The organism is Stenotrophomonas sp. TWI602 (assembly GCF_039674045.1).
Classification (GTDB): domain Bacteria; phylum Pseudomonadota; class Gammaproteobacteria; order Xanthomonadales; family Xanthomonadaceae; genus Stenotrophomonas.
The window spans coordinates 68,081-94,891 of record NZ_JBDJMT010000003.1; the positions used below are offsets into that span (position 1 = coordinate 68,081).

29 protein-coding genes are annotated in these 26,811 nt (G+C 67.6%); 16 read left to right on the top strand and 13 right to left on the bottom strand.

Going from position 1 to position 26,811, the window contains the following annotated elements; translation table 11 throughout:
- Window positions 1-11 precede the first annotated feature (11 nt).
- The 3 genes from ABE483_RS04740 to dapB form a co-directional block, all read right to left on the bottom strand.
- Window positions 12-566, bottom strand: coding sequence for a hypothetical protein (locus ABE483_RS04740; RefSeq protein WP_346462690.1), 555 nt, complete (start codon window positions 564-566; stop codon window positions 12-14).
- Window positions 566-1,696 (bottom strand): glutamine-hydrolyzing carbamoyl-phosphate synthase small subunit, encoded by a 1,131-nt coding sequence (gene carA / locus ABE483_RS04745; RefSeq protein WP_313212716.1) that lies wholly within the window; start codon window positions 1,694-1,696, stop codon window positions 566-568. Before carA ends, ABE483_RS04740 begins: the two co-directional genes overlap by 1 nt.
- A 241-nt stretch (window positions 1,697-1,937) precedes the next feature.
- Window positions 1,938-2,675: a 4-hydroxy-tetrahydrodipicolinate reductase gene (gene dapB, locus ABE483_RS04750; RefSeq protein WP_313212717.1), complete on the bottom strand. Its 738-nt coding sequence runs from the start codon at window positions 2,673-2,675 to the stop codon at window positions 1,938-1,940.
- A gap of 192 nt (window positions 2,676-2,867) precedes the next feature.
- Here dapB and ABE483_RS04755 point away from each other — a divergent pair, with 192 nt between their 5' ends.
- Together ABE483_RS04755 and ABE483_RS04760 are read left to right on the top strand one after the other, a co-directional pair.
- Window positions 2,868-3,269 (top strand): MerR family transcriptional regulator, encoded by a 402-nt coding sequence (locus ABE483_RS04755; RefSeq protein ID WP_313212718.1) that lies wholly within the window; start codon window positions 2,868-2,870, stop codon window positions 3,267-3,269.
- Between the two features lie 54 nt (window positions 3,270-3,323).
- On the top strand, window positions 3,324-3,905 hold the full coding sequence (locus tag ABE483_RS04760; RefSeq protein ID WP_346481198.1) for an NAD(P)H-dependent oxidoreductase: 582 nt from the start codon (window positions 3,324-3,326) through the stop codon (window positions 3,903-3,905).
- Between the two features lie 45 nt (window positions 3,906-3,950).
- Here the strand turns inward: ABE483_RS04760 and ABE483_RS04765 are convergent, their stop codons facing one another.
- Genes ABE483_RS04765 through ABE483_RS04775 form a run of 3 tightly spaced genes read right to left on the bottom strand, consistent with a single transcriptional unit; the run spans window position 3,951 to window position 6,318 of the window.
- The gene (locus ABE483_RS04765) at window positions 3,951-4,205 is read right to left on the bottom strand and encodes a DUF6587 family protein (protein ID WP_313218214.1); all 255 of its coding nucleotides are present in this window, start codon (window positions 4,203-4,205) and stop codon (window positions 3,951-3,953) included.
- On the bottom strand, window positions 4,205-6,064 hold the full coding sequence (locus ABE483_RS04770) for a ferrous iron transporter B (protein WP_346481199.1): 1,860 nt from the start codon (window positions 6,062-6,064) through the stop codon (window positions 4,205-4,207). The genes ABE483_RS04765 and ABE483_RS04770 overlap by 1 nt, the downstream gene beginning before the upstream one ends.
- Window positions 6,061-6,318 (bottom strand): FeoA family protein, encoded by a 258-nt coding sequence (locus ABE483_RS04775; protein ID WP_313212722.1) that lies wholly within the window; start codon window positions 6,316-6,318, stop codon window positions 6,061-6,063. Before ABE483_RS04775 ends, ABE483_RS04770 begins: the two co-directional genes overlap by 4 nt.
- A gap of 114 nt (window positions 6,319-6,432) precedes the next feature.
- Between ABE483_RS04775 and ABE483_RS04780 the strand changes: the two genes are divergently transcribed.
- From ABE483_RS04780 to ABE483_RS04810, 7 genes are all read left to right on the top strand, one after another.
- Window positions 6,433-7,221, top strand: coding sequence for an enoyl-CoA hydratase-related protein (locus ABE483_RS04780; protein ID WP_313218210.1), 789 nt, complete (start codon window positions 6,433-6,435; stop codon window positions 7,219-7,221).
- Window positions 7,222-7,232: 11 nt separating this feature from the next.
- Window positions 7,233-7,619 carry a VOC family protein gene (locus ABE483_RS04785; protein WP_346481200.1) on the top strand — a complete coding sequence of 129 codons (387 nt, stop codon included), beginning with the start codon at window positions 7,233-7,235 and terminating at the stop codon, window positions 7,617-7,619.
- Window positions 7,620-7,787: 168 nt separating this feature from the next.
- Window positions 7,788-8,681, top strand: a complete 894-nt coding sequence (locus ABE483_RS04790; RefSeq protein WP_313212825.1) for a hydroxymethylglutaryl-CoA lyase — start codon at window positions 7,788-7,790, stop codon at window positions 8,679-8,681.
- Window positions 8,678-11,266 (top strand): EAL domain-containing protein, encoded by a 2,589-nt coding sequence (locus ABE483_RS04795; protein ID WP_313218208.1) that lies wholly within the window; start codon window positions 8,678-8,680, stop codon window positions 11,264-11,266. Before ABE483_RS04790 ends, ABE483_RS04795 begins: the two co-directional genes overlap by 4 nt.
- A 52-nt stretch (window positions 11,267-11,318) precedes the next feature.
- Complete coding sequence (locus ABE483_RS04800) at window positions 11,319-12,089, top strand: SDR family NAD(P)-dependent oxidoreductase (RefSeq protein ID WP_102788428.1); 771 nt, start codon at window positions 11,319-11,321, stop codon at window positions 12,087-12,089.
- 68 nt (window positions 12,090-12,157) lie between these two features.
- A complete protein-coding gene (gene yeiP / locus ABE483_RS04805; protein WP_121036675.1) occupies window positions 12,158-12,724 on the top strand; it encodes an elongation factor P-like protein YeiP in 567 nt (188 codons plus the stop codon).
- Window positions 12,714-13,175 carry a hypothetical protein gene (locus ABE483_RS04810; RefSeq protein ID WP_346462198.1) on the top strand — a complete coding sequence of 154 codons (462 nt, stop codon included), beginning with the start codon at window positions 12,714-12,716 and terminating at the stop codon, window positions 13,173-13,175. The genes yeiP and ABE483_RS04810 overlap by 11 nt, the downstream gene beginning before the upstream one ends.
- A 60-nt stretch (window positions 13,176-13,235) precedes the next feature.
- On the opposite strand, the gene ABE483_RS04815 is transcribed toward ABE483_RS04810, so the two are convergent.
- The 3 genes from ABE483_RS04815 to ABE483_RS04825 form a co-directional block, all read right to left on the bottom strand.
- Entirely contained in the window at window positions 13,236-13,979 is a 744-nt protein-coding gene (locus ABE483_RS04815; protein WP_346481201.1) for an MliC family protein, read from the bottom strand.
- Between the two features lie 103 nt (window positions 13,980-14,082).
- Window positions 14,083-14,478 (bottom strand): nuclear transport factor 2 family protein, encoded by a 396-nt coding sequence (locus ABE483_RS04820; RefSeq protein WP_346481202.1) that lies wholly within the window; start codon window positions 14,476-14,478, stop codon window positions 14,083-14,085.
- On the bottom strand, window positions 14,475-14,678 hold the full coding sequence (locus ABE483_RS04825) for a hypothetical protein (protein ID WP_313218202.1): 204 nt from the start codon (window positions 14,676-14,678) through the stop codon (window positions 14,475-14,477). Before ABE483_RS04825 ends, ABE483_RS04820 begins: the two co-directional genes overlap by 4 nt.
- A 22-nt stretch (window positions 14,679-14,700) precedes the next feature.
- On the opposite strand from ABE483_RS04825, the gene ABE483_RS04830 reads away from it, so the two are divergent.
- Window positions 14,701-15,450, top strand: a complete 750-nt coding sequence (locus ABE483_RS04830; protein ID WP_313212835.1) for a response regulator — start codon at window positions 14,701-14,703, stop codon at window positions 15,448-15,450.
- On the top strand, window positions 15,450-16,517 hold the full coding sequence (locus ABE483_RS04835) for an ATP-binding protein (protein ID WP_313212837.1): 1,068 nt from the start codon (window positions 15,450-15,452) through the stop codon (window positions 16,515-16,517). The genes ABE483_RS04830 and ABE483_RS04835 overlap by 1 nt, the downstream gene beginning before the upstream one ends.
- Here the strand turns inward: ABE483_RS04835 and ABE483_RS04840 are convergent.
- The 3 genes from ABE483_RS04840 to ABE483_RS04850 form a co-directional block, all read right to left on the bottom strand.
- On the bottom strand, window positions 16,495-18,312 hold the full coding sequence (locus tag ABE483_RS04840) for a DUF4105 domain-containing protein (protein ID WP_346481203.1): 1,818 nt from the start codon (window positions 18,310-18,312) through the stop codon (window positions 16,495-16,497). The genes ABE483_RS04835 and ABE483_RS04840 overlap by 23 nt on opposite strands.
- Window positions 18,312-18,608, bottom strand: coding sequence for a DUF2388 domain-containing protein (locus ABE483_RS04845; protein WP_272713931.1), 297 nt, complete (start codon window positions 18,606-18,608; stop codon window positions 18,312-18,314). Before ABE483_RS04845 ends, ABE483_RS04840 begins: the two co-directional genes overlap by 1 nt.
- Window positions 18,609-18,669: 61 nt before the next feature.
- Window positions 18,670-20,058 (bottom strand): FAD-binding oxidoreductase, encoded by a 1,389-nt coding sequence (locus ABE483_RS04850; RefSeq protein WP_313218197.1) that lies wholly within the window; start codon window positions 20,056-20,058, stop codon window positions 18,670-18,672.
- A 205-nt stretch (window positions 20,059-20,263) separates the two neighbouring features.
- On the opposite strand from ABE483_RS04850, the gene serA reads away from it, so the two are divergent.
- Window positions 20,264-21,505, top strand: a complete 1,242-nt coding sequence (serA, locus tag ABE483_RS04855) for a phosphoglycerate dehydrogenase (protein WP_313212845.1) — start codon at window positions 20,264-20,266, stop codon at window positions 21,503-21,505.
- Between the two features lie 126 nt (window positions 21,506-21,631).
- Here serA and ABE483_RS04860 read toward each other — a convergent pair whose 3' ends face one another.
- Window positions 21,632-22,216 (bottom strand): NUDIX hydrolase, encoded by a 585-nt coding sequence (locus tag ABE483_RS04860; RefSeq protein WP_346481204.1) that lies wholly within the window; start codon window positions 22,214-22,216, stop codon window positions 21,632-21,634.
- A gap of 185 nt (window positions 22,217-22,401) precedes the next feature.
- Here ABE483_RS04860 and ABE483_RS04865 point away from each other — a divergent pair, with 185 nt between their 5' ends.
- The 4 genes from ABE483_RS04865 to ABE483_RS04880 all read left to right on the top strand — a co-directional run bounded on the left by ABE483_RS04865 (window position 22,402) and on the right by ABE483_RS04880 (window position 26,810).
- Window positions 22,402-23,880, top strand: coding sequence for an amino acid permease (locus tag ABE483_RS04865; protein WP_346462689.1), 1,479 nt, complete (start codon window positions 22,402-22,404; stop codon window positions 23,878-23,880).
- A 69-nt stretch (window positions 23,881-23,949) separates the two neighbouring features.
- Window positions 23,950-25,374 carry an amino acid permease gene (locus ABE483_RS04870; RefSeq protein ID WP_313211775.1) on the top strand — a complete coding sequence of 475 codons (1,425 nt, stop codon included), beginning with the start codon at window positions 23,950-23,952 and terminating at the stop codon, window positions 25,372-25,374.
- A 113-nt stretch (window positions 25,375-25,487) separates the two neighbouring features.
- Window positions 25,488-26,129, top strand: a complete 642-nt coding sequence (locus tag ABE483_RS04875; RefSeq protein WP_123729133.1) for a methylthioribulose 1-phosphate dehydratase — start codon at window positions 25,488-25,490, stop codon at window positions 26,127-26,129.
- 117 nt (window positions 26,130-26,246) lie between these two features.
- A complete protein-coding gene (locus ABE483_RS04880) occupies window positions 26,247-26,810 on the top strand; it encodes an acireductone dioxygenase (protein ID WP_313218192.1) in 564 nt (187 codons plus the stop codon).
- Window position 26,811 lies beyond the last annotated feature (1 nt).

Below are 26,811 nucleotides of genomic sequence, written 5' to 3' on the forward strand. Positions count from 1 at the left end.
CACGCTGTCGATCAGGAAATATCGTCGGGGTTCAGCGCGATCCGGCACTGGTCCTGCAGTCCTTTCGCCAGCTGCACGCCGATGTCGTCGGGCAGCTCCGATTCGATGTCGAGCGTGGCGATGAAGCGGGTGTAGGCCGGGCTGGTCAGAAACGCCGCCACGTCGGCGCGTTCCTTTTCACTCAGGTCGGCGTTGGCCTTGGCGGCAATCGTCGATGGATTGGCACCGGCGAAGGCCGAGGCGAGGCTCTTGCCGCCCGGGGTCCCCAGGAAGCGCGACCACTCCGCGATCACCTGGTCGCCGTCGTTGCCGAGGCCGCTGATCACCGAGCGACGGAACTGCGCGTCGAGCAGGCCCTTGATCGGCGCATACGCGCACTGGCGATCGGTCTCGGGCAGCGCATTGAGCGCCGGCACGTTCTCGACCATCAGTTTGGCCATGTCCGTGCCCAGCGTGCCCAGGCCCAGCGACTGGACCACCGCCCGCACCTCGGCATCCGTGGCCGGCGCGGCCTGGGCCACACCGGTGAGGCACAACAGCGACAGCAGCAGCGCGGGGCTGCGCATCACGCCTTGGCCTCGGCCATCAGGGTCACGAAGCGATCGAACAGCGGGCCGACGTCGTGCGGGCCCGGCGAGGCTTCCGGATGGCCCTGGAACGAGAACGCCGGCACGTCGGTGCGGGCGATACCCTGGTTGGTGCCATCGAACAGCGAACGGTGGGTCACGCGCAGGTTGGCCGGCAGCGACGCCTCATCGACCGCGAAGCCATGGTTCTGCGAGGTGATCATCACGCGGCCGCCGTCCAGATCCTGGACCGGGTGGTTGGCGCCGTGGTGGCCATGGCCCATCTTGACCGTCTTTGCGCCGGAGGCCAGCGCCAGTAGCTGGTGGCCCAGGCAGATGCCGAAGACCGGCACTTTCTTCTCGAGGAAGGTCTTGATCGCGGCGATCGCGTAATCGCACGGTTCCGGATCGCCCGGACCGTTGGACAGGAACACGCCATCCGGATGCATCGCCAGCACTTCGGCGGCCGGGGTCTGCGCCGGCACAACCGTCAGCTCGCAGCCGCGCTCGGCCAGCATGCGCAGGATGTTCAGCTTGGCGCCGAAGTCATAGGCCACCACCTTGAAACGCGGTGCGGCGTTGACGAAGGCATTGCTGTCCAGATCCAGCTGGCCCTCGGTCCAGGTGTAGCGCTTGTCGGTGCTGACGACTTTGGCCAGATCCATGCCCTTGAGGCCGGGGAACTTGCGTGCCGCTTCCAGCGCCGTGTCCACGCTCAGGCCTTCGCCGGCCATCAGCGCACCGTTCTGGGCGCCGCGCTCGCGCAGGATGCGCGTCAGCTTGCGGGTATCGATACCGGAGATGGCAACCACGCCGCGCTGGATCAGCCAATCCTGCAGCGACACCTGGCTGCGCCAGTTGCTCGGGCGGCGCGGCACATCGCGCACGATCAGGCCGGCCGACCACACCTTGGCCGCTTCATCGTCCTGGTCGGTCATGCCGGTGTTGCCGATATGCGGGTAGGTCAGCGTGACCATCTGCCGGGCGTAGGAAGGATCGGTCAACACTTCCTGATAGCCGGTCATGGCGGTGTTGAACACCACCTCACCAACGGACAGGCCGGGCGCGCCTACGGATTCGCCCTCGAATACGGTGCCGTCTTCGAGGACGAGGATTGCGGCTTGGGTCACGGAAATCTCACTTTGGCTACCGAGGGGTCGCCGAAGTCACGCCTGCGCTTCACGAAAAAGCGGCTGCAAAAAAGCGCGGACTGCGGTTCTGGACCGGTCCGGCTGTCGTGATTCGGCGAGCGGGAATTGTAAAGGCAAGCCGGGTGCGACGCCAGTATCCGCGTGCAATTGCCCTGTTCAGGCCGACGGAGGGCGCAGCGCCGGTTCAGGCGCGCGCCCATCCTGCCCGGAGGCCCCCAATTCAGACGGCGGGCGGCGTGGCCCCATCCAGCAGATCCCGGACCCGGTAGCTGCCCGGCGCGCGGCCCGGCAGCTGGCTGGCCGCAAACAGGGCCCCACGGGCAAAAATGTCCCGATTGGTGGCACGGTGGGTCAGCTCGATGCGCTCGCCCAGCCCGGTGAACTGGACCAGGTGCTCACCGACGATGTCGCCGGCGCGCAGGCTGGCGTAGTGCGGGTGCGCCCCGCCCTTCTCCGCCGCCGCGCCCAGGGTCAGGGCCGTGCCGGAGGGCGCGTCCTTCTTCTGGGTGTGATGGGATTCGACGATGTCGCAGTCCCAGCCGGCCAGTGCAGCGGCAGCCCGCTCGACCAGCTCGTCCAGCACCGCCACGCCCAGGCTGAAGTTGGAGGCCCAGACCAGTGGAATCCGGCCGGCCGCCTGGATCAGTGCCTGGCGCTGCGCCTCACTGATGCCGGTGGTGCCGGACACGAAGCCCGCACCGCGCTCCACGCACAGCGCCAGCACCGGATCGAAGCCCTCGGGCAGGCTGAAATCGATGGCGACATCGAACTGGGGGGCACCAGCCAGCTCGCTGCTGGCGAAATGCGGCACGCCCTCGACCACGCGCTGGGCCGGCGAGCGGCGGTTCACCGCGGCCACCACCTGCAGGGCGGGATTGTCAGCGGCAAGGCGGAGCAGCGCCTGGCCCATGCGGCCGGAGGCACCGTGGATGAGCAAACGTAGGGGAGTGGTAGTCATGCATGCAGGCTAGCGGGTGGCAGCGACGATGTACAAGAGGAAAACCACCCACGGCTTGCTACGCTGGCCGACCGGTCCGTCTCTGGCAGCCTCTCCATGCAGCGTTTGAAACAGCGCCTTCCCGTCGCCCGCAGCGCACCCGACCTCGGTCATCACCTGACGGTGCATGGCGGGCTGATGCGGGATTGATCCATGCGCATCTCCGACATCGCCCGACGCAGCGGCGCGAGCCAGAAGGCCATCCGCCTGTATGAAGCACGGGGCCTGCTGGCGCCGATCCCGCGGGTCAATCGCTACCGCGACTACAGCGAACAGGATCTCCACCTGGTCCAGCTGATCCGCCAGGCGCTGACGCTGGGGTTCCGCCTTGCCGACGTGGCCTGCCTGCGTCGTGCCGATGGCGGCATCGATTGGCCACGCGTACAGACACTGCTGGTCACGCGCCAACTGGCGGTACGCGCAGACATGGAGCGCCTCCACCAGCTTGACCAGGCACTCACCGTTCTACGCGATGAGGTGGCCGAACTCGTCGTCCACGGGGATACCGGCGCACTGGAAAGCTGCATGGCTGCTGGCGACTGCCGGGCCGCTTGACTCTGCCCCATGGGGCAGACCGCAGGCTTGCGCTCCCCTCCTGCGAGTTCGCCCATGTCCCGCTCCATCGTCATCCTGCTTGGCCACCCCGACCGTGACAGCCTGTGCGGCACAATCGCCGAGCGCTACCGGGACGCCGCGCAGGCGGCCGGGCACTGCGTCCACCTGTTCGCCCTGGGCGAGGCCGATTTCGATCCTGTCCTGCGCCATGGCTACCGGCAGATCCAGCCGCTGGAGCCGGACCTGCAGGAGATCATGGCCGCCATTGCCCAGTGCAACCACCTGGTGCTGGTCTACCCGACCTGGTGGGGCGGCATGCCGGCACTGTTGAAGGGCTTCTTTGACCGTGCCTTCCTGCCTGGCGTCGCGTTCCGCTATCGCAAGGATTCGGTGTGGTGGGACCGGTTGCTCAGTGGGCGCAGCGCGCGGGTGATCACTACCCTGGACACCCCGCCCTGGTACTACCGCTGGGTGTACCGCATGCCGGGATATCAGCAGATCCGCCGCACGATCCTGGAATTCTGCGGGATCAAGCCGGTCAGGATCAGCGGATTTGGCCCGGTGCGCAGCACCACGCTGGCGCAGCGTGAGGCCTGGTTGCGGCAGGTGGAGCGACTGGGCAACCAGGGCCGCTGACTGTGTTCCTGCAGGGGAATCCACGCAAGGCGTGGATCCCGCCCCTCAGTGCTGCTTCGGCGGCGTCGGCCCACAACTGTCGCAGCCGCCACACGCACCACCGCCACCCGTGGCAGGTGGCGCGATCCTGCGCCCCAGCGCCTGCAACCAGACGGCGCGCTGCGGTTTGACCAGCCCCAGCGCGATCGCCCCGCGTGCCTTGCGCACGGTACCCGGGAACTGCTTCTTCATCACCACCCACGCGCTGAAAAGCACGGCCAGCGCGATCACGATGTACTGCAGCAGCAGACCGGTCTCCATCAGCCGCCGCCCAGTGCCACGGTCACCTGATAGGTGATCAGCGAGGCGATGTAGGCGGCCGCGAACAGGTAGAACGTGGCAAAGCCCATCTGCTTCCACGAGTTGGTCTCACGCTTGATCGTGGCCAGCGTGGAGATGCACATCGGGGCGTAGATGTACCAGACCAGCAGCGACAGCGCGGTGGCCAGCGACCAGCCATCGCTGATCAGCGGGGTCAGCGCCTGGCTGGCGGCATCGTCATCGGCGGCGGACAGCGCGTACACCGTGGCCAGCGAGGCCACCGCCACTTCACGCGCGGCCAGGCCCGGGATCAATGCGATGCAGATCTGCCAGTTGAAGCCCAGCGGCGCGAAAAACACCGCCATGGCATGGCCGATCTGACCGGCGAAGCTGTAGTCGATCGCCGGCATGGTCGCGTTCTCCGGCGCCCCCGGGAACGACAGCAGTACCCACAGCAGGATGGTCAGCGCCAGAATGATGCCGCCCACACGCTTGAGGAAGATCATGCCGCGCTCGTACAGCCCGACCGCCAGATCGCGCGGGTGCGGGATGCGGTAGGACGGCAGTTCCAGCATCAACGGATGCTCGCTCTTGTCGCGGCGCCACTTCTTCATCGTCCAGGACATCAGCAGCGCGCTGAGGATGCCGGCCGCGTACAGGCCGAACAGGACCAGGCCCTGCTGGTTGAAGACGCCCCAGATCTGCTTCTGCGGGATGAAGGCGCCGATCAGCAGCGCATACACCGGCAGGCGCGCCGAACAGGTCATCAGCGGGGCCACCAGGATCGTGGCGAGCCGGTCGCGCGGGTCCTGGATGCTGCGGGTGGACATGATGCCCGGCACCGCGCAGGCGAAGCTGGACAGCAACGGGATGAACGAGCGCCCGGACAGACCGGCCGCGGCCATCATGCGATCCAGCAGGAAAGCCGCGCGCGGCAGGTAACCGGATTCTTCCAACGCCAGGATGAAGGCGAACAGGATCAGGATCTGCGGCAGGAACACGATCACGCCCCCCACGCCGGCAATGATGCCGTCGGTAAGCAGGCTGTTGAGCGGGCCTTCCGGCAGCGCACCACCGATCCAGCCGCCCAGTGCCGCGGTACCGGCCTCGATCAGGTCCATGACCGGCGTCGCCCAGGCATACACCGCCTGGAAGATCAGGAACATCACCACGGCGAGGGTCAGCAGACCGAATACCGGATGCAGCAGCCAGCGATCCAGCGCGTCATCGATCTTCGCCGTACGTGTCGGCATGCTCACCGAAGCGGCCAGGATGTCGCGCACCTGGGCGTGGTAATCGGCCTCGGCGGCAGGCACCGCCACCGGGGCCTGCAGGTGCGGCACCATCGCATCCAGGCGCTCGACCAGCTGGGCCGCGCCGTTGCGGCGCACCGCCACGGTCTCCACCACGGGCACGCCCAGGGCCTGTTCCAGCGCCTGCACGTCGATCTTGATGCCGCGGCGCTCGGCCGCGTCGACCATGTTAAGCGCCACGATCATCGGCTTGCCCAGCTCACGCAGCTCCAGCGCGAAGCGCAGGTGCAGGCGCAGGTTGGTCGCATCGATCACGCACAGCAGCACGTCCGGCGCGGCCTCGCCCGGGTAGAAGCCCCGGCACAGATCACGGGTGATGGCTTCGTCCAGGCTGGCCGGCTGCAGGCTATAGGCGCCCGGCAGATCGAGCACGGCGAACTCGCGCCCGGACGGTGCACGCAGGCGGCCTTCCTTGCGCTCAACGGTGACGCCGGTGTAGTTGGCCACTTTCTGGCGGCTGCCGGTGAGCTGGTTGAACAGCGCGGTCTTGCCGCTGTTCGGGTTGCCGACCAGGGCGATGCGCAGGGCGTTGCTGGCGGTACTCATGCGCGGGCCTGCTGGGCCTGCAGCGCGGTCACCACGATGCGGGCGGCTTCACTGCGGCGCAGCGCGAAGCGCGTGAACCCTACCTGCACCAGCAGCGGCTCGGCGCCGACGGGACCACGGGCGACCAGACGCACCTCTTCCCCTTTGACGAAGCCAAGCTCCTTCAGTCGGCGGGCGATCGCATCGTTTGCGTGTGTTTCCTGCACGGACTCCACCACGGCGGAGCTGTACAGCGCCAGATCGGACAACGTCACGGAGCGCCTTCTCGATGATAGGAATGGTTATCAATTCTACCATCGACGCGCCGCGCCATTGCCCGTGACCGATGGCCCGCTATGATCTGTACATGTACTGGAGCAAGCCGACCCATGAGTGATGCACTACGGATTGAACGCAGCGCCTCGGTGCTGACCCTGTGGCTGAACCGCCCGGCCCTGCACAACGCTTTCGACGCCTCGTTGATCGCCCAGCTGACGGCCGCCCTGGAGGCCGCCGGCCGCGACGACCACGTCCGGGCGGTGGTGCTGGCCGGCGAAGGCGCCTCGTTCTCGGCGGGCGCGGACATGCAGTGGATGCGTGGCATGGCCGCCGCCAGCGAGGAGGACAACCGCCAGGACTCCCTCGCCCTGGCCCGCCTGATGCGGACCCTGGATGAGCTGCCCAAGCCGACCATCGCCCGTGTCCAGGGCGCCGCCTTCGGTGGCGGGGTCGGCCTGGTGGCCTGCTGCGATATCGCCATCGCCAGCACCAGCGCCCGCTTCGGCCTGACCGAGAGCCGCCTGGGCCTGCTGCCCGCCGTGATCTCGCCCTATGTCATCGACGCGATCGGCCCACGCCAGTCGCGGCGCTGGTTCGCCACCGGCGAGCATTTCGACGCCGAGACCGCCCTGCGCATCGGCCTGGTCCACCAGCTGATCGAGCCTGAACGGATCGACGAGGCCGTCCAGCGCCAGCTCGGCCTGCTCGACAAGGCCGGTCCGGTGGCCGCTTCGTCTGCCAAGGCGCTGGTCCGACGGGTCGCACTGGGCCGCGACCGCGACGCCACCGACCGCGACAACGCCGCCCTGATCGCCCGCCTGCGGGTCTCGGCCGAAGGTCAGGAAGGCCTCGGCGCCTTCCTGGACAAGCGTGCCCCGCACTGGGTCACCCAGGACTGAGGAGACGTACCATGCTCGACCACGTTGGCATCCGCTGCGGCGATTTCGCCCGCAGCCTGTCGTTCTTCCAGCAGGTCCTTGCCCCGCTGGGCATCTCGGTGGTGATGCAGGTCTCGGCCGCGCAGACCGGCGACCATGACCATGCCGGCTTTGGCCGCAGCGGCAAGCCGGACTTCTGGATCGGCAACGCCCCGGGCGCCCATGGCGGCGTGCACGTCGCCTTCAGCGCGGGCAGCCGGGCCGATGTGGACGCTTTCCACCGCGCCGCACTGGCAGCCGGCGGCACGGACAACGGTGCCCCGGGCATCCGCGAGCATTACCACCCCCACTATTACGGGGCGTTCGTGCTTGACCCGGATGGCAACAACATCGAAGCGGTCTGCCACCTCCCGGGCTGACCGCCCATCGCCGGCGGGATGGCCGCTTTGTCGCCCATCCCGCGTATCCCCCTTTCGTGGCCCGCCGGGGAACGTGGGCCGCCTTTCGTCTGACAGGAATCTCCGTGATCTCTACCCCGCCCCGCCCCCTGCTGGTCGTCCGTCGCTCCGTTCGCGGAGGGCTGGCACATGGATGACTTCGTCCGCATCGTCGAGGTCGGCCCGCGTGACGGGCTGCAGAACGAAGCCCAGCCGGTGGCCACCGCCGACAAGATCGAACTGATCCGCCAGCTCTCGCTGACCGGCCTGCGCACCATCGAGGCGACCAGCTTCGTCAGCCCGCGCTGGGTGCCGCAACTGGCCGACGCCGCCGAGGTCTACACCGGCATCGAGCGCCGCCCGGGCATCGACTACCCGGTGCTGGTGCCCAACGAACAGGGTTACGACCGCGCACGCGCGGTGGGCGTGCAGGAGGTGGCGGTGTTCACTGCCGCCTCGGAAACCTTCAACCGCACCAACACCAATGCCGGCATCGACGAGTCGCTGGCGCGCTTCGCGCCCATCCTGGCGCGGGCCAAAGCCGACGGGGTCAAGGTGCGTGGCTATGTGTCCACCGTGCTCGGCTGCCCCTACCAGGGCGAGGTCGCGGTGAGCGAGGTGGTCCGTGTCGCGCGCGCGCTGCATGACATGGGCTGTTACGAAATCTCGCTCGGCGACACCATCGGCGTCGGCACGCCGCGCAAGGCACGCGCGATGCTCAACGCGGTCGCCAGCGAACTGCCGATGGCCGCGCTGGCCGTGCACTTCCATGACACCTATGGCCAGGCGCTGGCCAACATCGATGCCTGCCTGGAAGAAGGCGTGCGCGTGGTCGATTCGGCGGTGTCCGGTGCGGGTGGCTGCCCGTATGCCAAGGGCGCCAGCGGCAACGTCGCCAGCGAAGACGTGGTCTACATGCTGCATGGCATCGGCATGCGCACCGGCATCGATCTGCCGGCGCTGGCCGCCACCGGGCGCTGGCTGGCCGCACGGCTGGGGCGCGAGACCGGCAGCAAGACCGGCAGGGCGCTGGCGGCGACATGAAAAGTGGCGGCCCGCGCAAGGACGCTGCGGTGGGTGATCACCTCACCCCCCACGTCCACGCGCTGGCTGCCCTGGAACGCGCCCTGGCCCACTCGCCGGGCGACCTGCGCGGCCTGCTGGAGGAGGTCCAGCAGGCCCTGCAGGAAGCGATGGACGAGCGGCAGCTGGCCCTGCGTCGCTATGCCGCCTTGTTCGATGCCGTCCCCGACCCGGTCAGTATCCTCAGCGAACGCGGCGTGGTACTGGACCTCAACAAGGCGGGCGTGCGTGCCTATGGGCGCCCCCGCGAGGAGATCGTCGGCCAGCCGATCGAACTGTTGAACCCGGACCTGCCCGGCGACCACCTGGACCCGGTCTGGGAAGCCCTGCATCGGGGCGAGACCTACGTCATCGAAGTCACCAACATGCGCGGCGATGGCAGCCGCTTCCCGGTGGAGGTGCATTCGGCCGGCTTCGAGCACCAGGGCGAGCACTGCATCGTGGCGGTGGCGCGCGACCTGAGCAGCCGCTGGCAGGCCGAATCGCGTTACCGGCTGCTGATGGAATCCATCGACAAGGGCGTGATCCTGTTTGACCGCCAGTTGCGGGTGGTCTCGGCCAACCCGGCCGCGCACCGCATTCTGGGCACCGCCGGCAATGGCGGCAGCCTGCAGGCGATGCTGGCGCCGGAGGACTGGATCAGCGTGGACGAGCACGGCCACCCGCTCACCCGCGACCAATGGCCCGCCAGTGTCTCGCTGCAGACCGGGCGCATCGTGCGCAGCACCATCGTCGGCCTTTACCACCGCCCGCGCGGCCGGATGATCTGGATCTCCACCACCAACGTGCCGGTGTACGGCAACGGGCGCGATGCGCCGGACCACGTGTTCGGGCTGTTCAGCGACATCACCGAGCTCAAGCGCAACAACACCCTGTTCGACCGCGCGCAGTCGCTGGCGCACATCGGCGGCTGGGAGTGGGACCGCGGCCTGCAGCGCCTGTACCTCACCGACGAAGCGACCCGCATCCTTGGCCAGAACCTGCCGATGCACGACATGGCCGAGCTGCTGGAGTGCCTGCGCCTGGATGATCGCGCGCTGCTGCAGCAGGCGCTGCTGGAGGTGATCGACCGGCAGGTGTCCTTCGAACTGGAGCTGCAGGGCCAGCGCAGCGACGGCCACTCGTTCTGGGTGCGCATGATCGGCGAAGCCGAGGCCGGTGATGTCGATGCCGCCCGCATCGCTGGCACCGTGCAGGACATCACCGCGCGCAAGCAGGCCGAAGAGACGCTGCGCATCCAGGCGCGCACCGATCCGCTCACCGGCATCATGAACCGCGATGCGGTGCTCAATGACCTGGCCACACGCATGGCCAACCCCACCCATTGCCGGGTGGCCGTGCTGTACATCGATCTGGACCGCTTCAAGATCGTCAACGACCTGCTCGGCCACAACGCCGGCGATGAGCTGCTGATCGATGCCACCCGCCGCATCGCCACTGCGATCGGTACCGAGGGGCTGCTGGCCCGGTTCGGCGGCGATGAGTTCCTGGTGGTCTGCGATACCCGCGACCAGGCCGATCAGCCCGAGCGGCTGGCCGATGCGATCACCCGTGCGTTCAGCACCCCGTTCCGCTTCGGTGCCGACGAATTCCCGGTGACCACCAGCATCGGCATCGCGCGTGCGCCGCAGGATGGGCTGCGCCCGCAACAGCTGATCCAGAACGCGGACATCGCCATGTACGACTGCAAGCGGCGCACCCGCAATGGCTGGCAGGTGTTCTCGCCCGCGCTGGCCCAGCGCCAGCATGATCGGCTGCAGATCGAGAGCCGGCTGCACCGGGCGCTGGACGACGACGAGTTCCACCTGGTCTACCAGCCGCAGGTCAACCTGCACAGCGGCCAGCTGATCGCCGCCGAGGCGCTGATTCGTTGGCGCAACACGCAGCTGGGCGAACTGCGCCCGGACATCTTCATCGGCCATGCCGAGAGTACCGGCGACATCGTCCGGATCGGCCTGTGGGTGCTGCGCGAGGCCTGCCGACAGGTGCGCCAGTGGCAGGACGACGGGCTGGGCATCGTGCGGGTGGCCGTCAATGTGTCCTACCGGCAGTTCGTTGGCGAGGATCTGGCCCGGAACGTGCGCGCCGTACTGGACGAATTCCACCTGCCCGGCAGCGCACTGGAGCTGGAGTTCACCGAGCGGGTCTTGATCGAAGATGCCCCGGATACCCTGCGTACCTTCGCGCAGCTGCGCGAGATGGGCGTGCTGTTGACCATCGACGACTTCGGCGAAGGCTACAGCGCGCTGAACTATCTGCGCCGGCTGCCGATCCATGGCCTCAAGCTGAGCCAGCTGTTCGTGGAGGGCGTGCCGACCAACCGTTCGGACGTGGCGGTCTGCGAGGCCGTCTGCGGCATCGCGCGCAGCCTGGGCCTCGGGCTGGTCGCCGAGGGCATCGAATCGGAGGCCCAGCGCCAGTTCCTGACCACGCTGGGGGTCTCGGTCGGCCAGGGCTTCCTGTTCGCGCCGGGGCTGGCGGCGGACGAGTTCGCCCGGCGGCTGGCGCTGCGTGCCAAGGTCGCCGTGGGCAGTGCACAACGGTGATGGCGGCCGCTTCCGCTAGAATCGGCGGTTCTTGAACCAGCGGGATCGTGCAATGCAGCTGTCTTCTGTCCGCGCCGTCATCACCGGCGGTGTTTCCGGCCTTGGCCTGTCCGTGGCCCAGCACCTGGTCGCCCACGGCGCCAAGGTGGCCCTGTTCGATCTCAATGACGACAAGGGCGCGGCCGCCGTGGCCGCGCTTGGCGAGTCCAACGCGCGCTACTACAGCACCAATGTCAGCGACGAAGCCGCCGTGGCCGCGCAGATCGATGCCGCCTGCGACTTCCTGGGCGGGCTGAACACCGCGATCAACTGCGCCGGCATCCTGGGCGCGGGCCGCGTGCTTGGCAAGGAAGCGCCGATGCCGCTGGCCAACTTCCAGGGCACGGTGATGGTCAACCTGGTCGGCAGCTTCAACGTCGCCAAGGCCGCCGCCAACCGCATGCAGCACAACACCCCGGGCGAGGATGGCGAGCGCGGCGTGATCATCAACACCGCCAGCGTGGCGGCCTATGAAGGCCAGATCGGCCAGGCCGCCTATGCCGCCTCCAAGGGCGGCGTGGTCAGCATGACCCTGCCGATGGCCCGCGAACTGTCGCGGTTCGGCATCCGCGTGATGACCATCGCCCCGGGCATCTTCTGGACCCCGATGGTCGATGGCATGCCGCCGGCCGTGCAGGAATCGCTGGCCGCCTCCATCCCGTTCCCGCCGCGCCTGGGCAAGCCGGAAGATTTCGCCGGCCTGGTCGCCTATATCCTGGGCAACACCTATCTCAACGGCGAGACCATCCGCCTTGACGGCGCCGTGCGTCTGGCGCCGAAGTAAGCGAGCACGCAACCCGCTGGGTGCCCGGTTCCGGCACCCGCCACCTCCACGAACCGACCTTCATTCCCATGAAAGCCAGCGACATCAAGAAAGGCAACGTCGTCGAATTCAACAACGGCGTCTACCAGATCCGCGACATCGAACGCAGCTCCCCGCAGGGCCGCGGCGGCAATGTCCGTTTCCGTTTCATCATGTACAGCGTGCCGGGCGGCAACAAGCTCGATTCCAGCTTCGATGCCGACGACAACCTGCCGGAAGTCGAGCTGCTGCGCCGCCAGGCGACCTACTCGTACATGGATGGCGACGCCTTCGTCTTCCTGGATGACGAGGACTACACCCCGTACATGGTCGATGCGGATGTGCTCGGCGATGACGCCGGCTACATCACCGATGGCTTGACCGGCATCTACGTGCAGGTGATCGACGAAACCCCGGTGGGCGTGCAGTTGCCGACCAGCGTGGTGCTGGAAGTGGTCGAGACGCCGCCGGAGCTCAAGGGCGGCACCGCCACCAAGCGCCCGAAACCGGCCAAGCTCAGCACCGGCATCGAAATCATGGTGCCGGAGTACATCGCCAACGGCGAACGTGTGCTGGTCAACACCACCACCGGTGAATTCGCCGGCCGTGCCGACTAAACGGTCCGCACTGATCGTCCTGTTCCTGCTGCTCGCGGCGTGCTCGCCGCGGGCAGTGGAGCGTGAGACATCGGGTACCCCGCGCGCACCTGCCACGTTGGCTGATACCGCCAGCGGGGCGCGTTGCGACGTGCCAGCGGAGGTGTTCGTGGCCGAGGACATCCGCATGTACTGCGCGATGCCCGGCGATGTGCAGGCCTTCCTGGCGCGCGAAAGCGCCTGCCAGCACTTCGCTGGCGAAGAAGCGTACGACGAAGACCGTGCGCGCGAGTTGGCGTACGCGATCCACGAGAGCTGCGACGACCGTGCCAGGCTCTTCAATCAGCTCCTGCACCGTCATGCCGACAACTGCCTGGTGCACACCGAGCTGATGCTGCTGGGCACCCGCAATGAGCTGATCCTGGATGCCGACAGCCGGGCGCTGCCCAACCCCTGCCCGCGCGGCATGTGATGATTCACCGGACGCGCATGCGCGCATCCGGTGCCTTCAACGGGATCCGAGCTTGCTGGATCAGGGCTTGGCCGCCAACGATGGCGCGCCGGCAAAATCACCACAGCCGTGGTACTGGCGCGCGCCGACCGTGAGCATGGCCGTGGCACCGAAGGCCTGGCCGCTCATGTCGTCCTGGCACACCGTACGCTGGAAGGTCAGCTTGACCGGGGTGCCATCGGCGGCGGTACCGGACCAACCGTCACGGCCCTGCGTGGGGCTGGCAATCTCGAGCGTGCGCTCGCCGTAGTCCATCTCGATGTGCAGCGCCGGCGTGGCACCCGCCCCGACCTTGGCCAGCCAGCCGGGCTCATTGCCGGTCGCGCGGAATCCGCCTGCGGCATCGGCCTGCGCAGCCGCATTGGCGGTCGCATTGGCCGGCGGTGCTTCGCCGCCCTGTTCGCCGGTGCCGGTGCAGGTACGGTCCGGCTCGCCCTTCAGGATCAGGATCCCGTCGGTGGTGCCCTTGGTCCAGAATTCGTTGCCCTGCCCATCGCCATACTTCGCGCCCGACGCCGCCGGCTGCGAGGACATCGCGAAGGTGCGGTCATCGACCACCACCGTCGCCGAATCCTGTCCGCGGTAAGTGGCATGCACTTCATGCTCGCCACAGCGGAACGCATAGCTGCGCTCATCGGTGGTGGAGGCATCGCTCGGGGGCGGCGCTTCGCTGCCAGTGGCGGCGGGGCTGCTCTGGCTGGCCGGTTGGCAGGCGGCGAGTGCGCCGGTAATGGCCAGGCTCAACAACCAGGGAGATGCGCGCATGAGGTACTCCTTGCGATAACGTCGACAACACTTGATCGTACCTGCCGCGCCGTGAGAACAGGTGAAGCGATGCTGACCTCGCAGGCATCGCTGAACACGCGGTTCAGTGCGGACGCGGCGCCGCCGGCAGCATGCACAGCGAGAGCAGATGGACGCCCGGCGCGCCCGTGCAGCGCGCCCAGACCCGCAGCAGGCGCATCGCATGCAGCTGCCTGCCGTGCTCGCCATCGAGGTGGATGCGCAGCTCGCCGGTGACCAGCACCATCGCGCCGCAGGCCAGCTGCTCGGTCTGCTGCCGCTCGATCGCGGCGATGCGGATGCGCCGCGCGTTCCAGCCCGCCAGCCACGGGGAGGCATCCTGACGCTGGCCGTCGAGGTCGGTCAGGAACAGTGCCGGTGACAGCAGTGCGCTCAGCTGCTGCGGCTGCCACTGGATCAGCGCATCCCACAGCCGTGCCTCGGCCGCCTCGACGTGTGCCGGTTGCAACACCGCGCTCATGTGCGCACCTGCCATCGTCGCCGCGGCACGTCGCCGTGCGCGCGCAGCGCCTGGATCACCGCCACCGGGGCGGCATGCCTGTTCTTGCTCTTCATCTGCAGCACAGCTGCCGGGATACCGGCCGAAATCACGATGGCGGCAGTCTGCGCGGCCTCGGTGGGGTTTCGATGGAGGAAGTGTGGAGATACGATGGAGCTCAAGCACCTTACGGCCCTGCCCTGCATGCCCGCCTCCGATTCACCCGGCGCCCCCACCGCGCGCTGGGATCATTCGCTCAACGCCCTGGTCCTGATCGTCGAGGACGAACCCGAGATCGCCGATATCGTCGCGGCCTACCTGGCCCGCGAGGGCCTGCGCACGCTACGCGCGCAGGATGGCCTGAACGCCCTGGCCCTGCACCGCAGCGCGCGGCCGGACCTGGTCCTGCTTGACGTGCAGATGCCGGGCATGGACGGCTGGACCGTGCTCAACACCCTGCGCCAGCGCGGCGATACGCCGGTGATCATGCTGACCGCGCTGGACCAGGACCTGGACAAGCTCACCGCCCTGCGGATGGGCGCGGACGACTACGTGGTCAAACCGTTCAACCCGGCGGAAGTGGCCGCACGGGTGCGTGCGGTACTGCGGCGCACCTTGAATGCGCCGCGCCAGAGCGCACCGGAGATCCTGCGCGTGGGCAGCCTGGTGATCGATCCGGAACACCACACGGTGCATGTCGAAGGCGATGGCTACAGTCACGAGCTCCTGCTCACCCTGACCGAATACAAGCTGCTGCACTGCATGGCGCTGGCGCCGATGCGCATCTTCAGCCGCAGCGAACTGATGCACGAGTGCCTGCCGGAAAGCGAAGCACTGGAGCGCACCGTGGACAGCCACGTCAGCAAGCTGCGCCGCAAACTCGATGATGTGGGCCTGGCCAATGTCCCGGCCAGCGTCCGCGGCGTCGGCTACCGGCTGGCGGCGGACCACTGATGCGCCGCTCGGGCCTGAGCCGGCACATCGTGCTGTCGATGTCGATGATGGTGCTGGCGGTCATCGTGATGGTGATCCTCAGCTCCTACCTGCTGTACGCGGTGCTGGTGGCCTTCTATCCCGGCGGCGTGGACGAGCCGGTCAGCTGGGTGCCCAGTGGCCCGGAACTGGTCTGGATGGTCGGCGTGACCCTGATCGGGTTGACGCTGGCGGTCGCCGCGTCCGTGCGTCTGTCCCAGCGCATCCTGACCCCGCTCAACGCGGTGGTGGACAGCATTGGCCGACTGGCCGATGGCGATCTCGGCGCACGTGCGGCAGTGAGTGACCGCTCGCTCGGCGAAGTCGCGCTGCTGGTGGACGACTTCAACGCGATGGCGCGGCGGCTGCAGAACATCGAGGCCGACCGGGTGATGTGGCACGCGGCGATCGCGCATGAACTGCGCACGCCGGTCACCATCCTGCGCGGTCGGCTGCAGGGCCTGGCCGAAGGCGTGTTTGCGCCGGACGAAGGCCAGTTCCGCAGCCTGCTGGCGCAGGTCGAGGGGCTGTCGCGGCTGATCGAGGACCTGCGCGTGCTCAGCCTGGCCGACAGCGCGCGCCTGGATGTCCGCCGTGCCCGCAATGACGTAGTGCAGGAAGTGCACTCGGTGATGAGCCTGGTGGATCCGGGTTTCCGCAGCAGCGGCTTCGTGCTGGAACTGGAGACCTCCCGCGAGGAGCATCCCGCGCATTGCGACCCGACCCGGGTACGCCAGGCACTGATGGCGCTGTTGGAAAATGCGCGCCGCTATGCAACGCCCGGCCGGGTCCGCATTGCCGTGCACGACACCGCCACCCATGTGCAGATCGCCATCGACGATGAAGGCCCCGGCATCGATGCGGCGCTGCGCGAGCAGATCTTCGATCCCTTCCTACGCGGCGACGGCTCGCGCTCGCGTCAGCGGGGTGGCAGCGGGCTGGGGCTGGCGGTGGTCAAGGCAATCGCCGATGCGCATGGCGGCCACGTCGCCTGCGGCGCCAGCACCTTGGGCGGAGCGCGCTTCGTCATCGAGCTGCCCCGGCAGTAACACCGTCCTGCCGGGCCAGTTCGCGCATCCGCACACCCAGCCGGGCCAGATTGCGGTCGATCGTGGCCAGTTCGCGTTGCTGTGCCTGCGGCAGGCGGTGTTTGAGCTGCAGCTGCAACGCCTGCCAGGCCGGCACCCCCTGTGCGCTGAGCCGCGCCGCCGCCTCGCTGGCCTGCACCCGCTCGTCCGCCGAAGGCAGCCCGTAGCCGGCCCCCGTCACCAGTGCCGCCGGGCTGATCAGCTGGCCGGTGTCCTCCAGCAACGCGCGCAGCGCGTCGCGCGCCGCCGCATCGTCCCTGGCCGGATCGCCCAGCAGCCGTTTCAACACGTCGCGTGCGCGCAGCTCTTCGCGACGCAGGGCGGCCTGTTCCAGCAACAGCAGGGCGGCGGTGGCGCGCAGATCACCCTGCTCTACCCAGCGTGCACGCTCGCTGGCCGGCTGCCGCAACCACTCGCCGACCGATGTCGTGCCCAGCGGCAGCTGCTGGCGCGCCGCATCGAACAACTGCTGGTAATGATCCTCGGCGGAGGCAAAGTAGTAGCCCTGTCGCATCGCCTGCCCGCGATCGGCCAGCACGCTGGCGTCCGCCACGCCCTGGCGCGCCAGGCGGGTCAGCAGCCCGCGCGGCGTGAGCCGGTTCAACCCCGGCGACGCCAGCCGTGGCACGCCTTCCTGCAGCAGCTTGCCGGTCTCCACCGCGCAGTTGTTGCTGACGAACAGATAGCGCCCGTCATAGCTCCAGTGCACCTGCGCGACACGCTCCAGCAGGCTGGCGATGTCCGGCGGATCCAGTGCCAACGGCACTGAAGAGAGCCCCCGCAGTTCCACCTGGGTGTATTCGTTGATGACCTGGTTGAGTGGCAGCACGAACAGGCGCGAAGGATAGGCGCCGGTCAACCCCCGCCAACTGGAGATCTGTACATCGCCGACGAAGGCACGGTAGGACAGCACGCGGTGATGGGACAGATCCATCCGGCAGGCCGGCCCACGCGGCCGGCCCGGCGCGCAGATCACCAGGCGCAGCATGCTGTGGCCCCAGCGGCTCATCAGCTGGTCATTGCCTTCGGCAAGCAGGTAGTCCACCGCGTAGATCCGGGCCGGATCCAGCTCGAGCAGCGTCGCCGCGCCGACCTCCTCTTCGGCCTGCATCAACGGCAGGCGGCTGTCGCATCCCACGGCCTGGTCGCTCGGCCCGAGGTTCGCGGCAAACCACGCAGCGACGGCCGGCCGGCGGCAGGCGTAATCCGGATCGAGCAGGAGGTGCTCGGCGTTGACCGCCAGGAACTCGGCCGGTCGCGTGCGTTCGTAATCGTCCGGACTGCGCTCGCGGAAGGCGTTCGCCGTGCGACCCAGCTTCCACGGGCGTCTCTGCCAGCCGGCCAGATCGCGAAGCCGTGCATCGCGCGACCAGCCACCCTGCGGCGAACGGTCCAGCACATGGGTCAATTCATGGATCAGCGCGGCTTCGAGCGGGCGTGGCAGCGGTTGATCGTCCTGCACGGCGCCCAGCAACGCGCGCTGCAGGGTGATCGTGCCGTTGCGGGCCCGGCCATGCACGTGCGCGGGCAGCGTGTCCGACCAGCGCACCTGCACCGGGTGCTGGAAACGTGCCTGCCACGCCGCCGGCAGGCGCGTGTGCACCTGCTTCAGGACACGCTCGGCGGCCACGATCTGCGCTGCGTTCAATCCCTGCGGCTGCAGCTCCAGCTGCAGGGCCGCCTGTGCGAAGGGCGCGGCAAGCCACGCGATCAGGACCGCCCAGCGCCAGCGGCGGACCTGACCAGAGGGCTGCATCAGCGGGCCAGCAGGGTCCTGGCCAGCGCCATGTCACTGGCCTGCTGCTGCGCGACACCCTGCTCGCGCAGGTGCAGCAGCGCCGCTTCCAGACGGGCGCCACGGATCGCACCGTCGCTGGCCACGAAGGCGGCAGCATCATCGCGCGCATCAAGCACGATCTTGTCATCGCCCGAGCTGGACGAACCGGCCGAGGACGCACCGGACGCGGAGCCGGCAGAGCTGCCGGCAAAACTGGAGGCCATCGCCGACAACGGCAGGGCGAGCACGGCAACAAGCAGGATCGGACGCATCATCGGAGTGTCGTTCGCGGTGGAAAACACAGAGCGTATAGGCTGCGTGAAATCCTGTCTTGTCTCAGAGGTCAAAGACCTTGCCGGGATTCAGCAGCGCTTGGGGATCAAACGCACGTTTGACCGCCTTCATCAGGGCGATTTCCGGCGCGCTGCGCGTGCTGTCCAGATAGCCCTTCTTGACCAGGCCGATTCCGTGTTCAGCCGAGATGCTGCCGTCAAAGCGGGCCAGCACACCGGCCAGCAGCTTGGTGACGTGCTCGCACTGGGTCAGGAACTCGGCGTCGGCGGTCTCGTCCGGCTTGAGCACGTTGATATGCAGGTTGCCGTCGCCGATATGGCCGAACCAGACCACTTCGAACTGCGGGTACGCCTGCCCGATCAGCGCCTGGGTTTCGGCGAGGAAGGCCGGCATCGCCGAAATCCGCACCGAGACATCGTTCTTGTAGGGCTTGTAGCGCGCCACCGCTTCGGTGATGCCCTCGCGCAGGCGCCACAGCTGCGCGGCCTGGGCATCGCTCTGGCTGACCACGCCATCGCTGACCCAGCCGTGCTCCATGCAGTCTTCGAAGGCAGCCATCGCGGCGGCTTCCTGCGCCTCGTCGCCGGCCGCGAATTCGGTCACCACGTAATACGGATGGACCTCGTCGAACGGTGCCTGCGCGCCATGCGCCAGCACGTGCTCGAGCGCCCGGTCGGTGAAGAATTCGAAGGCCTGCAGCTGCAGCCGCTCGCGGAAGGCGGCGAATACCTGCATCAACACCTCGAACGAGGGCAGCGCCAGCAGCATCACGTTGCTGGCCGGCGGCGGATCGGTGAGCTTCAAGGTGGCTTCGACGATTACGCCGAGCGTGCCTTCCGAGCCGATCAGCAGCTGGCGGAAGTCATAGCCGCTGGAATTCTTGATCAGGCCCTTGTTGAGCTCGACCAGCTCACCGGCCATCGTCACCACCTTCAGGCCGGCGATCCACTCGCGGGTATTGCCGTAGCGGATCACGCGGATGCCACCGGCATTGGTGGCGATGTTGCCGCCGATCGAGCACGAACCACGCGCGGCGAAATCCACCGGGTAGATCAGGCCATGCTCGAGCGCCGCGTTGTGCACCGCCTCCAGCGCCATGCCCGCCTGGACGGTCAGCGTGCGGTCGACCGCATCGAAGGCCAGCGGCTTGTTCATCCGCTCCAGGCTGAGCACCAGCTCGCCGTGCGCTGCCACCGCGCCACCGGAGAGGCCGGTGCGGCCACCGGAGGGCACCACGGCCACGCCCTGGGCGCTCGCCCAGCGCAGGATCGCCTGCACCTCCTCCACCGTGCCCGGCAAGGCGATCGCCAACGGTGCCGGGGTCCAGCGCCGGGTCCAATCGCGGCCGTAGTGCTCCAGATCGGCTGGATCGGTCTTCAGGCGCAGCCCGGGGCAAGCGAGCAATAGCGAATCGAGGCGCGGATCGGTCATGGGGCGTCTGGTGGTGCCGGGGGAGCCCGCAAGCCTGCCAGCCCCTCCGGGCCGCGTCCAGTAGCGGGCGCTGTTCTCGCGGCGCGTCGGCCTCGCCCAAATAGGTGCATCTGAAACCGTTTGAACATCGATTGGCGCACCGCACCATCGCGGCCGGCTTCTGGCATAGTTGAGGGCTCCCGCCGCCACACGTCGCACGCCGCCCATGTCGCCGAAAAAGACCTCGTTCCCGAAGCAGGATATCCGCGTACTGTTGCTCGAGGGGGTCAGCCAGACCGCGATCGACGTGTTCACCGCGGCCGGCTATTCGCAGATCGAACTGCACAGCAAGGCGCTGCCGGAAGATGAACTGAAGGCGCGCATCGCCGAGGCGCATATCGTGGGCATCCGCTCGCGCACCCAGCTCAGCGCGGACGTGCTGGCCAACGCCAAGCGCCTGATGGCGGTCGGCTGCTTCTGCATCGGCACCAACCAGGTGGACCTGGAAGCAGCGGAACTGGCCGGCATCCCGGTGTTCAACGCGCCCTACTCCAATACCCGCAGCGTGGCCGAGCTGGTGATCGCCGAGGCGATCATGCTGACCCGCGGCATCCCGCAGAAGAACGCCGAATGCCATCGCGGCGGCTGGTCCAAGTCGGCCGCCGGCAGCCATGAGGTGCGCGGCAAGACGCTGGGCATCATCGGGTATGGCCACATCGGCACCCAGGTCGGCGTGATGGCCGAGGCGATGGGCATGCAAGTGATCTTCCACGACGTGGAAACCAAGCTGTCGCTGGGCAATGCCCGTGCGGCGATCAGCCTGGACGACCTGCTTGCACGTGCGGACATCGTCACCGTGCATGTGCCCGAGACGCCCGCCACCCAATGGATGATCGGCGCCGATGAACTGGCCCGGATGCGCCCCGGCGCGCACCTGATCAACGCCGCGCGCGGCACCGTGGTCGACATCGACGCGCTGGATGCAGCGCTGCGCTCGGGCCACCTGGGCGGTGCGGCGCTGGACGTGTTCCCGGTCGAGCCCAAGGGCAACGGCGATGCGTTCGTCTCCCCGCTCACCGCACACGACAACGTGATCCTGACCCCCCACGTGGGCGGCAGCACGCTGGAAGCGCAGGACAACATCGGCGTGGAAGTGGCGGCCAAACTGGTGCGCTACAGCGACAACGGCAGCACCCTGTCGGCGGTCAACTTCCCGGAAGTGACCCTGCCCGAGCACGCCGAGAGCCTGCGCCTGCTGCACATCCACCAGAACGTGCCGGGCGTGCTCTCCAAGGTCAACGAGATCTTCTCGCGCCACAACGTCAACATCGACGGCCAGTTCCTGCGTACCGACCCCAAGGTCGGCTACGTGGTGATCGACATCACCGCCAGCGAAGCCCAGGCCGGCGCGGTCCGCGACGAACTGGCGGCCATCCCGGGCACGTTGCGCACCCGCGTGCTGTACTGATTCAGCTTCGCTGACAACGTGCGTCATCAGTTGATGGTGCAGCTCCACGGCGCCATACATCTGGTGTGGAGCCCCCCTTGAGTCAAGGGGGCGCGCCAACGGCGCGGGGGCGGAAGCGCGAATGCGCTATCGCCGCGCCAGCCAGCGCTTGGCCATGCGCGGGAGGGAGTCATCCCCATCGGGGGTCTCGATCGCCGCGTTGGCCACGTCACGGATCTCGCGCCAGGCCAACGCCAGCGATTCCTCGCTGATCGCGAACTGCTCACTGCCCAGCGCCCGCACGACGTAGCGGGCGTCGTAGTGCCAATGCCCCGGGACGTCCTTGCGTTCGGGAATCCAGTGCTTGTCGATGTCGAACAACTTGCCATCCTCCAGCACCAGCGCGGTCAGCCCGGATTCCTCCTCGGCCTCCTTCAGCGCCACCTGGGCCAGATCGCGCTCGCCATCGGCGTGGCCGCCCAACTGCAGCCAGCGGTCCAGTTTGCGGTGGTGGGTCAGCAGCACGCGCTGCCCGTCGGTGCTCACCAGCCACGCGCTGCCGGTGAAGTGCCCGGCCAGGCGCTCGCGCAGGAACGGGTTTTCAGGATCATCCAGCAATGTGCTGAATTCGTCAGCCAATGCCGCGTGCTCGGGGTGCCGGCGAGCGTAAGCATCAAGCTGACTGCGCAGGGCGGCGTCAGGAATGGCAACGGATTCGGGGTTCAGCGACATGGCAGGTGCAGGCATCGTGCGGATTTGGCCGATTATCGCTCGGCCATGCTGCAATTGTGCTTGTACAGCGGCTTCAGCTTTGGCTAAGGTACAGCGGGCCCCGCACCGCTGGGGCGCCCAGTCGCCATCAGGGCGTGCGGCAATGTACCGCGCGCCTCACCTTTGTTCATTTAGGGAAGCACTGCATGCTGAAGTCTCTGTTGAGGGTCAAACCGGTCGCACCGGCACCGCACGTCGATGCCGGCGAGCCCATCGAAGGCAGCCTGGACGGCGAGCCCACACTGAGGCGGACCCTCACAGCGAAACACCTGATCCTGCTGGGTATTGGCGCGGTGATCGGTGCGGGTATCTTCGTCATGACCGGCCAAGCGGCCGCCTTCCATGCCGGCCCTGCTGTCACCCTGTCCTTCATTGCGGCCGGACTCGCTTGTGCCCTTGCCGGTCTGTGCTATGCGGAGTTCGCGGCAATGATGCCGGTCTCCGGGAGCGCCTACTCCTACTCCTACGCCACGTTGGGCGAAGGCATGGCCTGGTTCATCGGCTGGTGCCTGGTACTGGAGTATCTGTTCGCTTCGGCATCTGTCGCGGTGGCCTGGTCGGCATACTTGATCAGCTTCATCACAACGACCCTGCACCTGCCCTTCCCGGACGCGTTGGCGTCGGCTCCTGTGGCTTGGGAGGCAGGGCAATTCGTCTCCTCGGGCAAGCTGTTCAACCTCCCCGCCGTTCTGATCGTGGCGGCCGTCACCGGCCTGCTCTACGTCGGCATCACCCAGTCCACGTTCATCAACGCAATCATCGTCGCGATCAAGGTCGCGGTGATCTGCCTGTTCATCGGCGTCGGCGTGGCGTACATCGATCCCGCCAACTGGACCCCGTTCGTTCCGGAAAACACGGGCACGTTCGGTGAATTCGGCTGGAGCGGCGTCCTTCGGGCGGGTTCCATCGTCTTCTTCGCGTTCATCGGGTTCGATGCGGTGTCCACCGCCGCGGGTGAAACCAAGGATCCACAGCGCAACATGCCGATCGGCCTGCTCGGTTCGCTGGCCATCTGCACCATCATCTACGTGATCGTCTGCCTTGTACTCACTGGCTTGGTGCCCTACACCCAGCTCGGTACCGCCAAGCCGGTGGTGACCGCTCTGGAAGCCCATCCCCAGCTGTCGTGGCTGAAGACCTTCGTCGAAGTGGGCGCCATCGCGGGCCTGTCCTCCGTGGTGCTGGTGATGATGATGGGCCAGACCCGCATCGCCTACACGATTTCGCGCGACGGGCTGCTGCCCAGGCTGTTCGGCAAGGTGCATGCCCGGTTCAAGACCCCGTATGTGGCCACCATCATTGTCGGTGTCATCGCAGCGGCGCTGGCCGGCCTGATGCCCCTCAATGTCCTCGGTGAACTCGTGTCGATGGGTACGCTGCTCGCGTTCGCCACCGTCTGCGTGGGCGTGCTGGTACTGCGCTATACCCGCCCGGAACTGGAGCGGCCCTTCCGCGTGCCGGCTGTCTGGTTGATCTGCCCGCTGGGAGCGCTGGCATGCCTGACGCTGTTCGGCATGGCATTCCGTGAGCATTGGCACCTGTTTGTTGGCTGGACCTTGCTGGGAACCCTGATCTACTTCGGCTACGGCATCCGCCACAGCAAGCTGAACAAGAAGAACGCCTGAGTGCTGCCGGGCCGGCCCAGTGCCGGCCCGGTCGTTTGATACGTCGCGCCTGAGAAGAAAAACCAAACCATGTTCAAGCAACTGTGGGCCACCAAGCATCCGCACGCCGCCCATGAAGACGCCAACGGCCTGAGCCTGCGCCGTACCCTCGGCCCCTGGGGCCTGACCGCGCTGGGCATCGGTGCGGTGATCGGCGGCGGCATCTTCGTGATCACCGGCCAGGCCGCGGCCAACCACGCCGGCCCGGCGATCATGCTGTCGTTCGTGCTGGCCGCGATCTGCTGCGCGTTCTGCGCGATGGCCTACGCCGAATTCGCGGCGATGGTGCCGGTCTCCGGCAGTGCCTACACCTATACCTATGCCACCTTCGGCGAGCTCTCGGCCTGGTTCATCGGCTGGATGCTGGTGCTCGAATATGGCGTCTCCGCCTCCGCCGTGGCGGTCAGCTGGACCGGCTATTTCCTGAGTCTGCTCAGCCATTTCGACATCCATCTCCCGGCCGCGCTGGTCAGCGCGCCACTGGATGGCCAGCTGCGCCCGACCGGCGCCATCGCCAACATCCCGGCCGCCGTGCTGGTACTGCTGCTGACCTGGCTGTGCTACGTGGGCATCAGCAAATCCTCGGCCATGAACATGGCGATGGTGGTGCTCAAGACCGCGCTGATCCTGCTGGTGATCGTGGTGGGTTGGAAGTACGTGGATCCGGCCAACTGGACCCCGTTCATTCCGGAGAACGAAGGCCCGGGCAAGTACGGCTTCGATGGCGTGCTGCGCGGTGCGGCGATGGTGTTCTTCGCCTACATCGGTTTCGAGGCGGTCTCGGTGGCCGCGCAGGAATCGCACAAGCCGCAGCGCGACATGCCGATCGGCATGATGCTCTCGCTGGTGATCTGCACCGTGCTGTACATCGCCATGGCCGCAGTGATGACCGGACTGGTGCCGTACCAGCTGCTGGGGACCGATGAGCCGGTGGTGACCGCCGTGGCGGCGCATCCGCAGCTGGGCTGGCTGCGCGTGGTCGTGGAAATCGGCGCGCTGATCGGGCTGTCCTCGGTGGTGCTGGTGATGGTGATCGCGCAGCCGCGCATCTTCATGATCATGGGCCGCGATGGGCTGCTGCCGCCGCTGTTCACCAAGATCCATCCCAAGTACCGCACCCCCCACATCAACACCGTGATCACCGGCATCGGCATCGCGCTGCTGGCGGCGGTGTTCCCGCTCGATGTCCTCGGTGAACTGACCTCGATGGGCACGCTGATCGCGTTCGCGGCGGTCTGCGCGGGCGTACTGATCCTGCGCCGCACCCAGCCGGACCTGCCGCGTCCGTTCCGGATGCCGATGGCGTGGCTGATCTGCAGCCTGGGCGTGCTCAGCTGCATCGCGCTGCTGACGGCGATGACGGCGCACAACTGGATGCTCATGGGCTTCTGGACGCTGGGCGGTTTCGCGATCTACTTCAGTTATGGGTATCGCCATAGCCGCCTGCGCAAGTAGTGCCGGCCGCTGGCCGGCGCCACGTACCCCCTGGACGCTCATGCGGAGCCGGCCAGCGGCCGGCACGACCACGGACCGCGCGAAATCGATGGAAGCGCCGTAAAATAGCCCCCATGAACACCCCCACCTTCCCGTACGACACCGCGCGCCTGAGCGAACTGGCCCAGCTGCTGATCGACAACGTCCGCGAGCTGGCCCACGCCGGCTGGACCCCGGCCACCAGCAGCAACTTCTCCCACCGCCTGGATGACCGCCATGCGGCGATCACCGTGTCCGGCAAGGACAAGGGCCGGCTGGTGGAAGACGACATCATGGTGGTGGATTTCGACGGCCAGGCCGTCGGCCGCCCGCTGCGCCCGTCCGCCGAGACGCTGCTGCACACCCAGCTGTACCGCCGTTTCCCCGAGATCGGCTGCGTGCTGCACACCCATTCGCCGGTGCAGACCATCGCCTCGCGCCTGTATGCGCCGCAGGGTCATATCCGTCTGGAGGGCTACGAGCTGCTGAAGGCCTTCCACGGCAACAGCACGCACGAGATGGCGGTCGATGTGCCGGTGTTCGCCAATACCCAGGACATGGATGTGCTCTCGGCCCAGGTCGACGCCCTGCTCGACACCCAGCCGCTGTGGGGCTATCTGATCGACGGCCACGGCCTGTACGCGTGGGGCCGCACCATGGCCGAGGCGCGCCGCCACATGGAAGCGTTCGAATTCCTGCTGCACTGTGAGCTGGAGCTGCGCAAGCTGCGTGGCTGATCGCGCTCAGATTCCTGAAGAGAATCTGTATTCCGCGCATCGGCATCAGTGCGTCGCCCCCACCCCGGCGCCGCACTGGTACCCTTTCCTTCCCCTCTTCGCCTCGATGCCGCCGCCATGAGCCGACTCCGTATCTTTGATGACACCGCCCCGGATGTCCCGCTGTTCGACAGCCGGGATGGCGAGGCGATCGCTGCCGAACTCAAGCGGATCGGCGTCACGTTCGAGCGCTGGCAGGCGGCCCATGAGGTCGCGCCGGGCGCCAGCCAGGACGAGGTCTTCGCCGCCTACAAGGTCGATATCGACCGTCTCGTCGCCACGCACGGTTTCAAGAGCGTGGATGTCGCCTCGATCGCGCCGGACAACCCGAACCGCGCCGAGCTGCGCAGGAAGTTCCTGGACGAGCACTTCCACAAGGAAGATGAAGTCCGCTTCTTCGTCGCCGGCTCCGGGCTGTTCACCCTGCACGTGGACGGCAAGGTCTACGAGATCGAGTGCGTCAAGAACGACCTGATCGCCGTGCCCGATGGCATCACGCATTGGTTCGACATGGGCGAGGAGCCGAGTTTCGTGGCGATCCGCTTCTTCACCGAGCCGGATGGCTGGGTCGGCCATTTCACCGGCAGCGACATCGCCCAGACCTTCCCGCGTTACCACCCCGCACAGCACCAGGCCGACTGAT

What these genes read in the sequence shown, in the direction of transcription:
- ABE483_RS04740 (WP_346462690.1), bottom strand. Translation starts at nt 566, where the DNA reads ATGCGCAGCCCCGCGCTGCTGCTGTCGCTGTTGTGCCTCACCGGTGTG.
- dapB (WP_313212717.1), bottom strand. Translation starts at nt 2,675, where the DNA reads ATGACTACCACTCCCCTACGTTTGCTCATCCACGGTGCCTCCGGCCGC.
- ABE483_RS04755 (WP_313212718.1), top strand. Translation starts at nt 2,868, where the DNA reads ATGCGCATCTCCGACATCGCCCGACGCAGCGGCGCGAGCCAGAAGGCC.
- ABE483_RS04760 (WP_346481198.1), top strand. Translation starts at nt 3,324, where the DNA reads ATGTCCCGCTCCATCGTCATCCTGCTTGGCCACCCCGACCGTGACAGC.
- ABE483_RS04765 (WP_313218214.1), bottom strand. Translation starts at nt 4,205, where the DNA reads ATGGAGACCGGTCTGCTGCTGCAGTACATCGTGATCGCGCTGGCCGTG.
- ABE483_RS04770 (WP_346481199.1), bottom strand. Translation starts at nt 6,064, where the DNA reads ATGAGTACCGCCAGCAACGCCCTGCGCATCGCCCTGGTCGGCAACCCG.
- ABE483_RS04780 (WP_313218210.1), top strand. Translation starts at nt 6,433, where the DNA reads ATGAGTGATGCACTACGGATTGAACGCAGCGCCTCGGTGCTGACCCTG.
- ABE483_RS04785 (WP_346481200.1), top strand. Translation starts at nt 7,233, where the DNA reads ATGCTCGACCACGTTGGCATCCGCTGCGGCGATTTCGCCCGCAGCCTG.
- ABE483_RS04790 (WP_313212825.1), top strand. Translation starts at nt 7,788, where the DNA reads ATGGATGACTTCGTCCGCATCGTCGAGGTCGGCCCGCGTGACGGGCTG.
- ABE483_RS04795 (WP_313218208.1), top strand. Translation starts at nt 8,678, where the DNA reads ATGAAAAGTGGCGGCCCGCGCAAGGACGCTGCGGTGGGTGATCACCTC.
- ABE483_RS04800 (WP_102788428.1), top strand. Translation starts at nt 11,319, where the DNA reads ATGCAGCTGTCTTCTGTCCGCGCCGTCATCACCGGCGGTGTTTCCGGC.
- yeiP (WP_121036675.1), top strand. Translation starts at nt 12,158, where the DNA reads ATGAAAGCCAGCGACATCAAGAAAGGCAACGTCGTCGAATTCAACAAC.
- ABE483_RS04815 (WP_346481201.1), bottom strand. Translation starts at nt 13,979, where the DNA reads ATGCGCGCATCTCCCTGGTTGTTGAGCCTGGCCATTACCGGCGCACTC.
- ABE483_RS04820 (WP_346481202.1), bottom strand. Translation starts at nt 14,478, where the DNA reads ATGAGCGCGGTGTTGCAACCGGCACACGTCGAGGCGGCCGAGGCACGG.
- ABE483_RS04830 (WP_313212835.1), top strand. Translation starts at nt 14,701, where the DNA reads ATGCCCGCCTCCGATTCACCCGGCGCCCCCACCGCGCGCTGGGATCAT.
- ABE483_RS04835 (WP_313212837.1), top strand. Translation starts at nt 15,450, where the DNA reads ATGCGCCGCTCGGGCCTGAGCCGGCACATCGTGCTGTCGATGTCGATG.
- ABE483_RS04840 (WP_346481203.1), bottom strand. Translation starts at nt 18,312, where the DNA reads ATGCAGCCCTCTGGTCAGGTCCGCCGCTGGCGCTGGGCGGTCCTGATC.
- ABE483_RS04845 (WP_272713931.1), bottom strand. Translation starts at nt 18,608, where the DNA reads ATGATGCGTCCGATCCTGCTTGTTGCCGTGCTCGCCCTGCCGTTGTCG.
- ABE483_RS04850 (WP_313218197.1), bottom strand. Translation starts at nt 20,058, where the DNA reads ATGACCGATCCGCGCCTCGATTCGCTATTGCTCGCTTGCCCCGGGCTG.
- serA (WP_313212845.1), top strand. Translation starts at nt 20,264, where the DNA reads ATGTCGCCGAAAAAGACCTCGTTCCCGAAGCAGGATATCCGCGTACTG.
- ABE483_RS04860 (WP_346481204.1), bottom strand. Translation starts at nt 22,216, where the DNA reads ATGTCGCTGAACCCCGAATCCGTTGCCATTCCTGACGCCGCCCTGCGC.
- ABE483_RS04865 (WP_346462689.1), top strand. Translation starts at nt 22,402, where the DNA reads ATGCTGAAGTCTCTGTTGAGGGTCAAACCGGTCGCACCGGCACCGCAC.
- ABE483_RS04870 (WP_313211775.1), top strand. Translation starts at nt 23,950, where the DNA reads ATGTTCAAGCAACTGTGGGCCACCAAGCATCCGCACGCCGCCCATGAA.
- ABE483_RS04875 (WP_123729133.1), top strand. Translation starts at nt 25,488, where the DNA reads ATGAACACCCCCACCTTCCCGTACGACACCGCGCGCCTGAGCGAACTG.
- ABE483_RS04880 (WP_313218192.1), top strand. Translation starts at nt 26,247, where the DNA reads ATGAGCCGACTCCGTATCTTTGATGACACCGCCCCGGATGTCCCGCTG.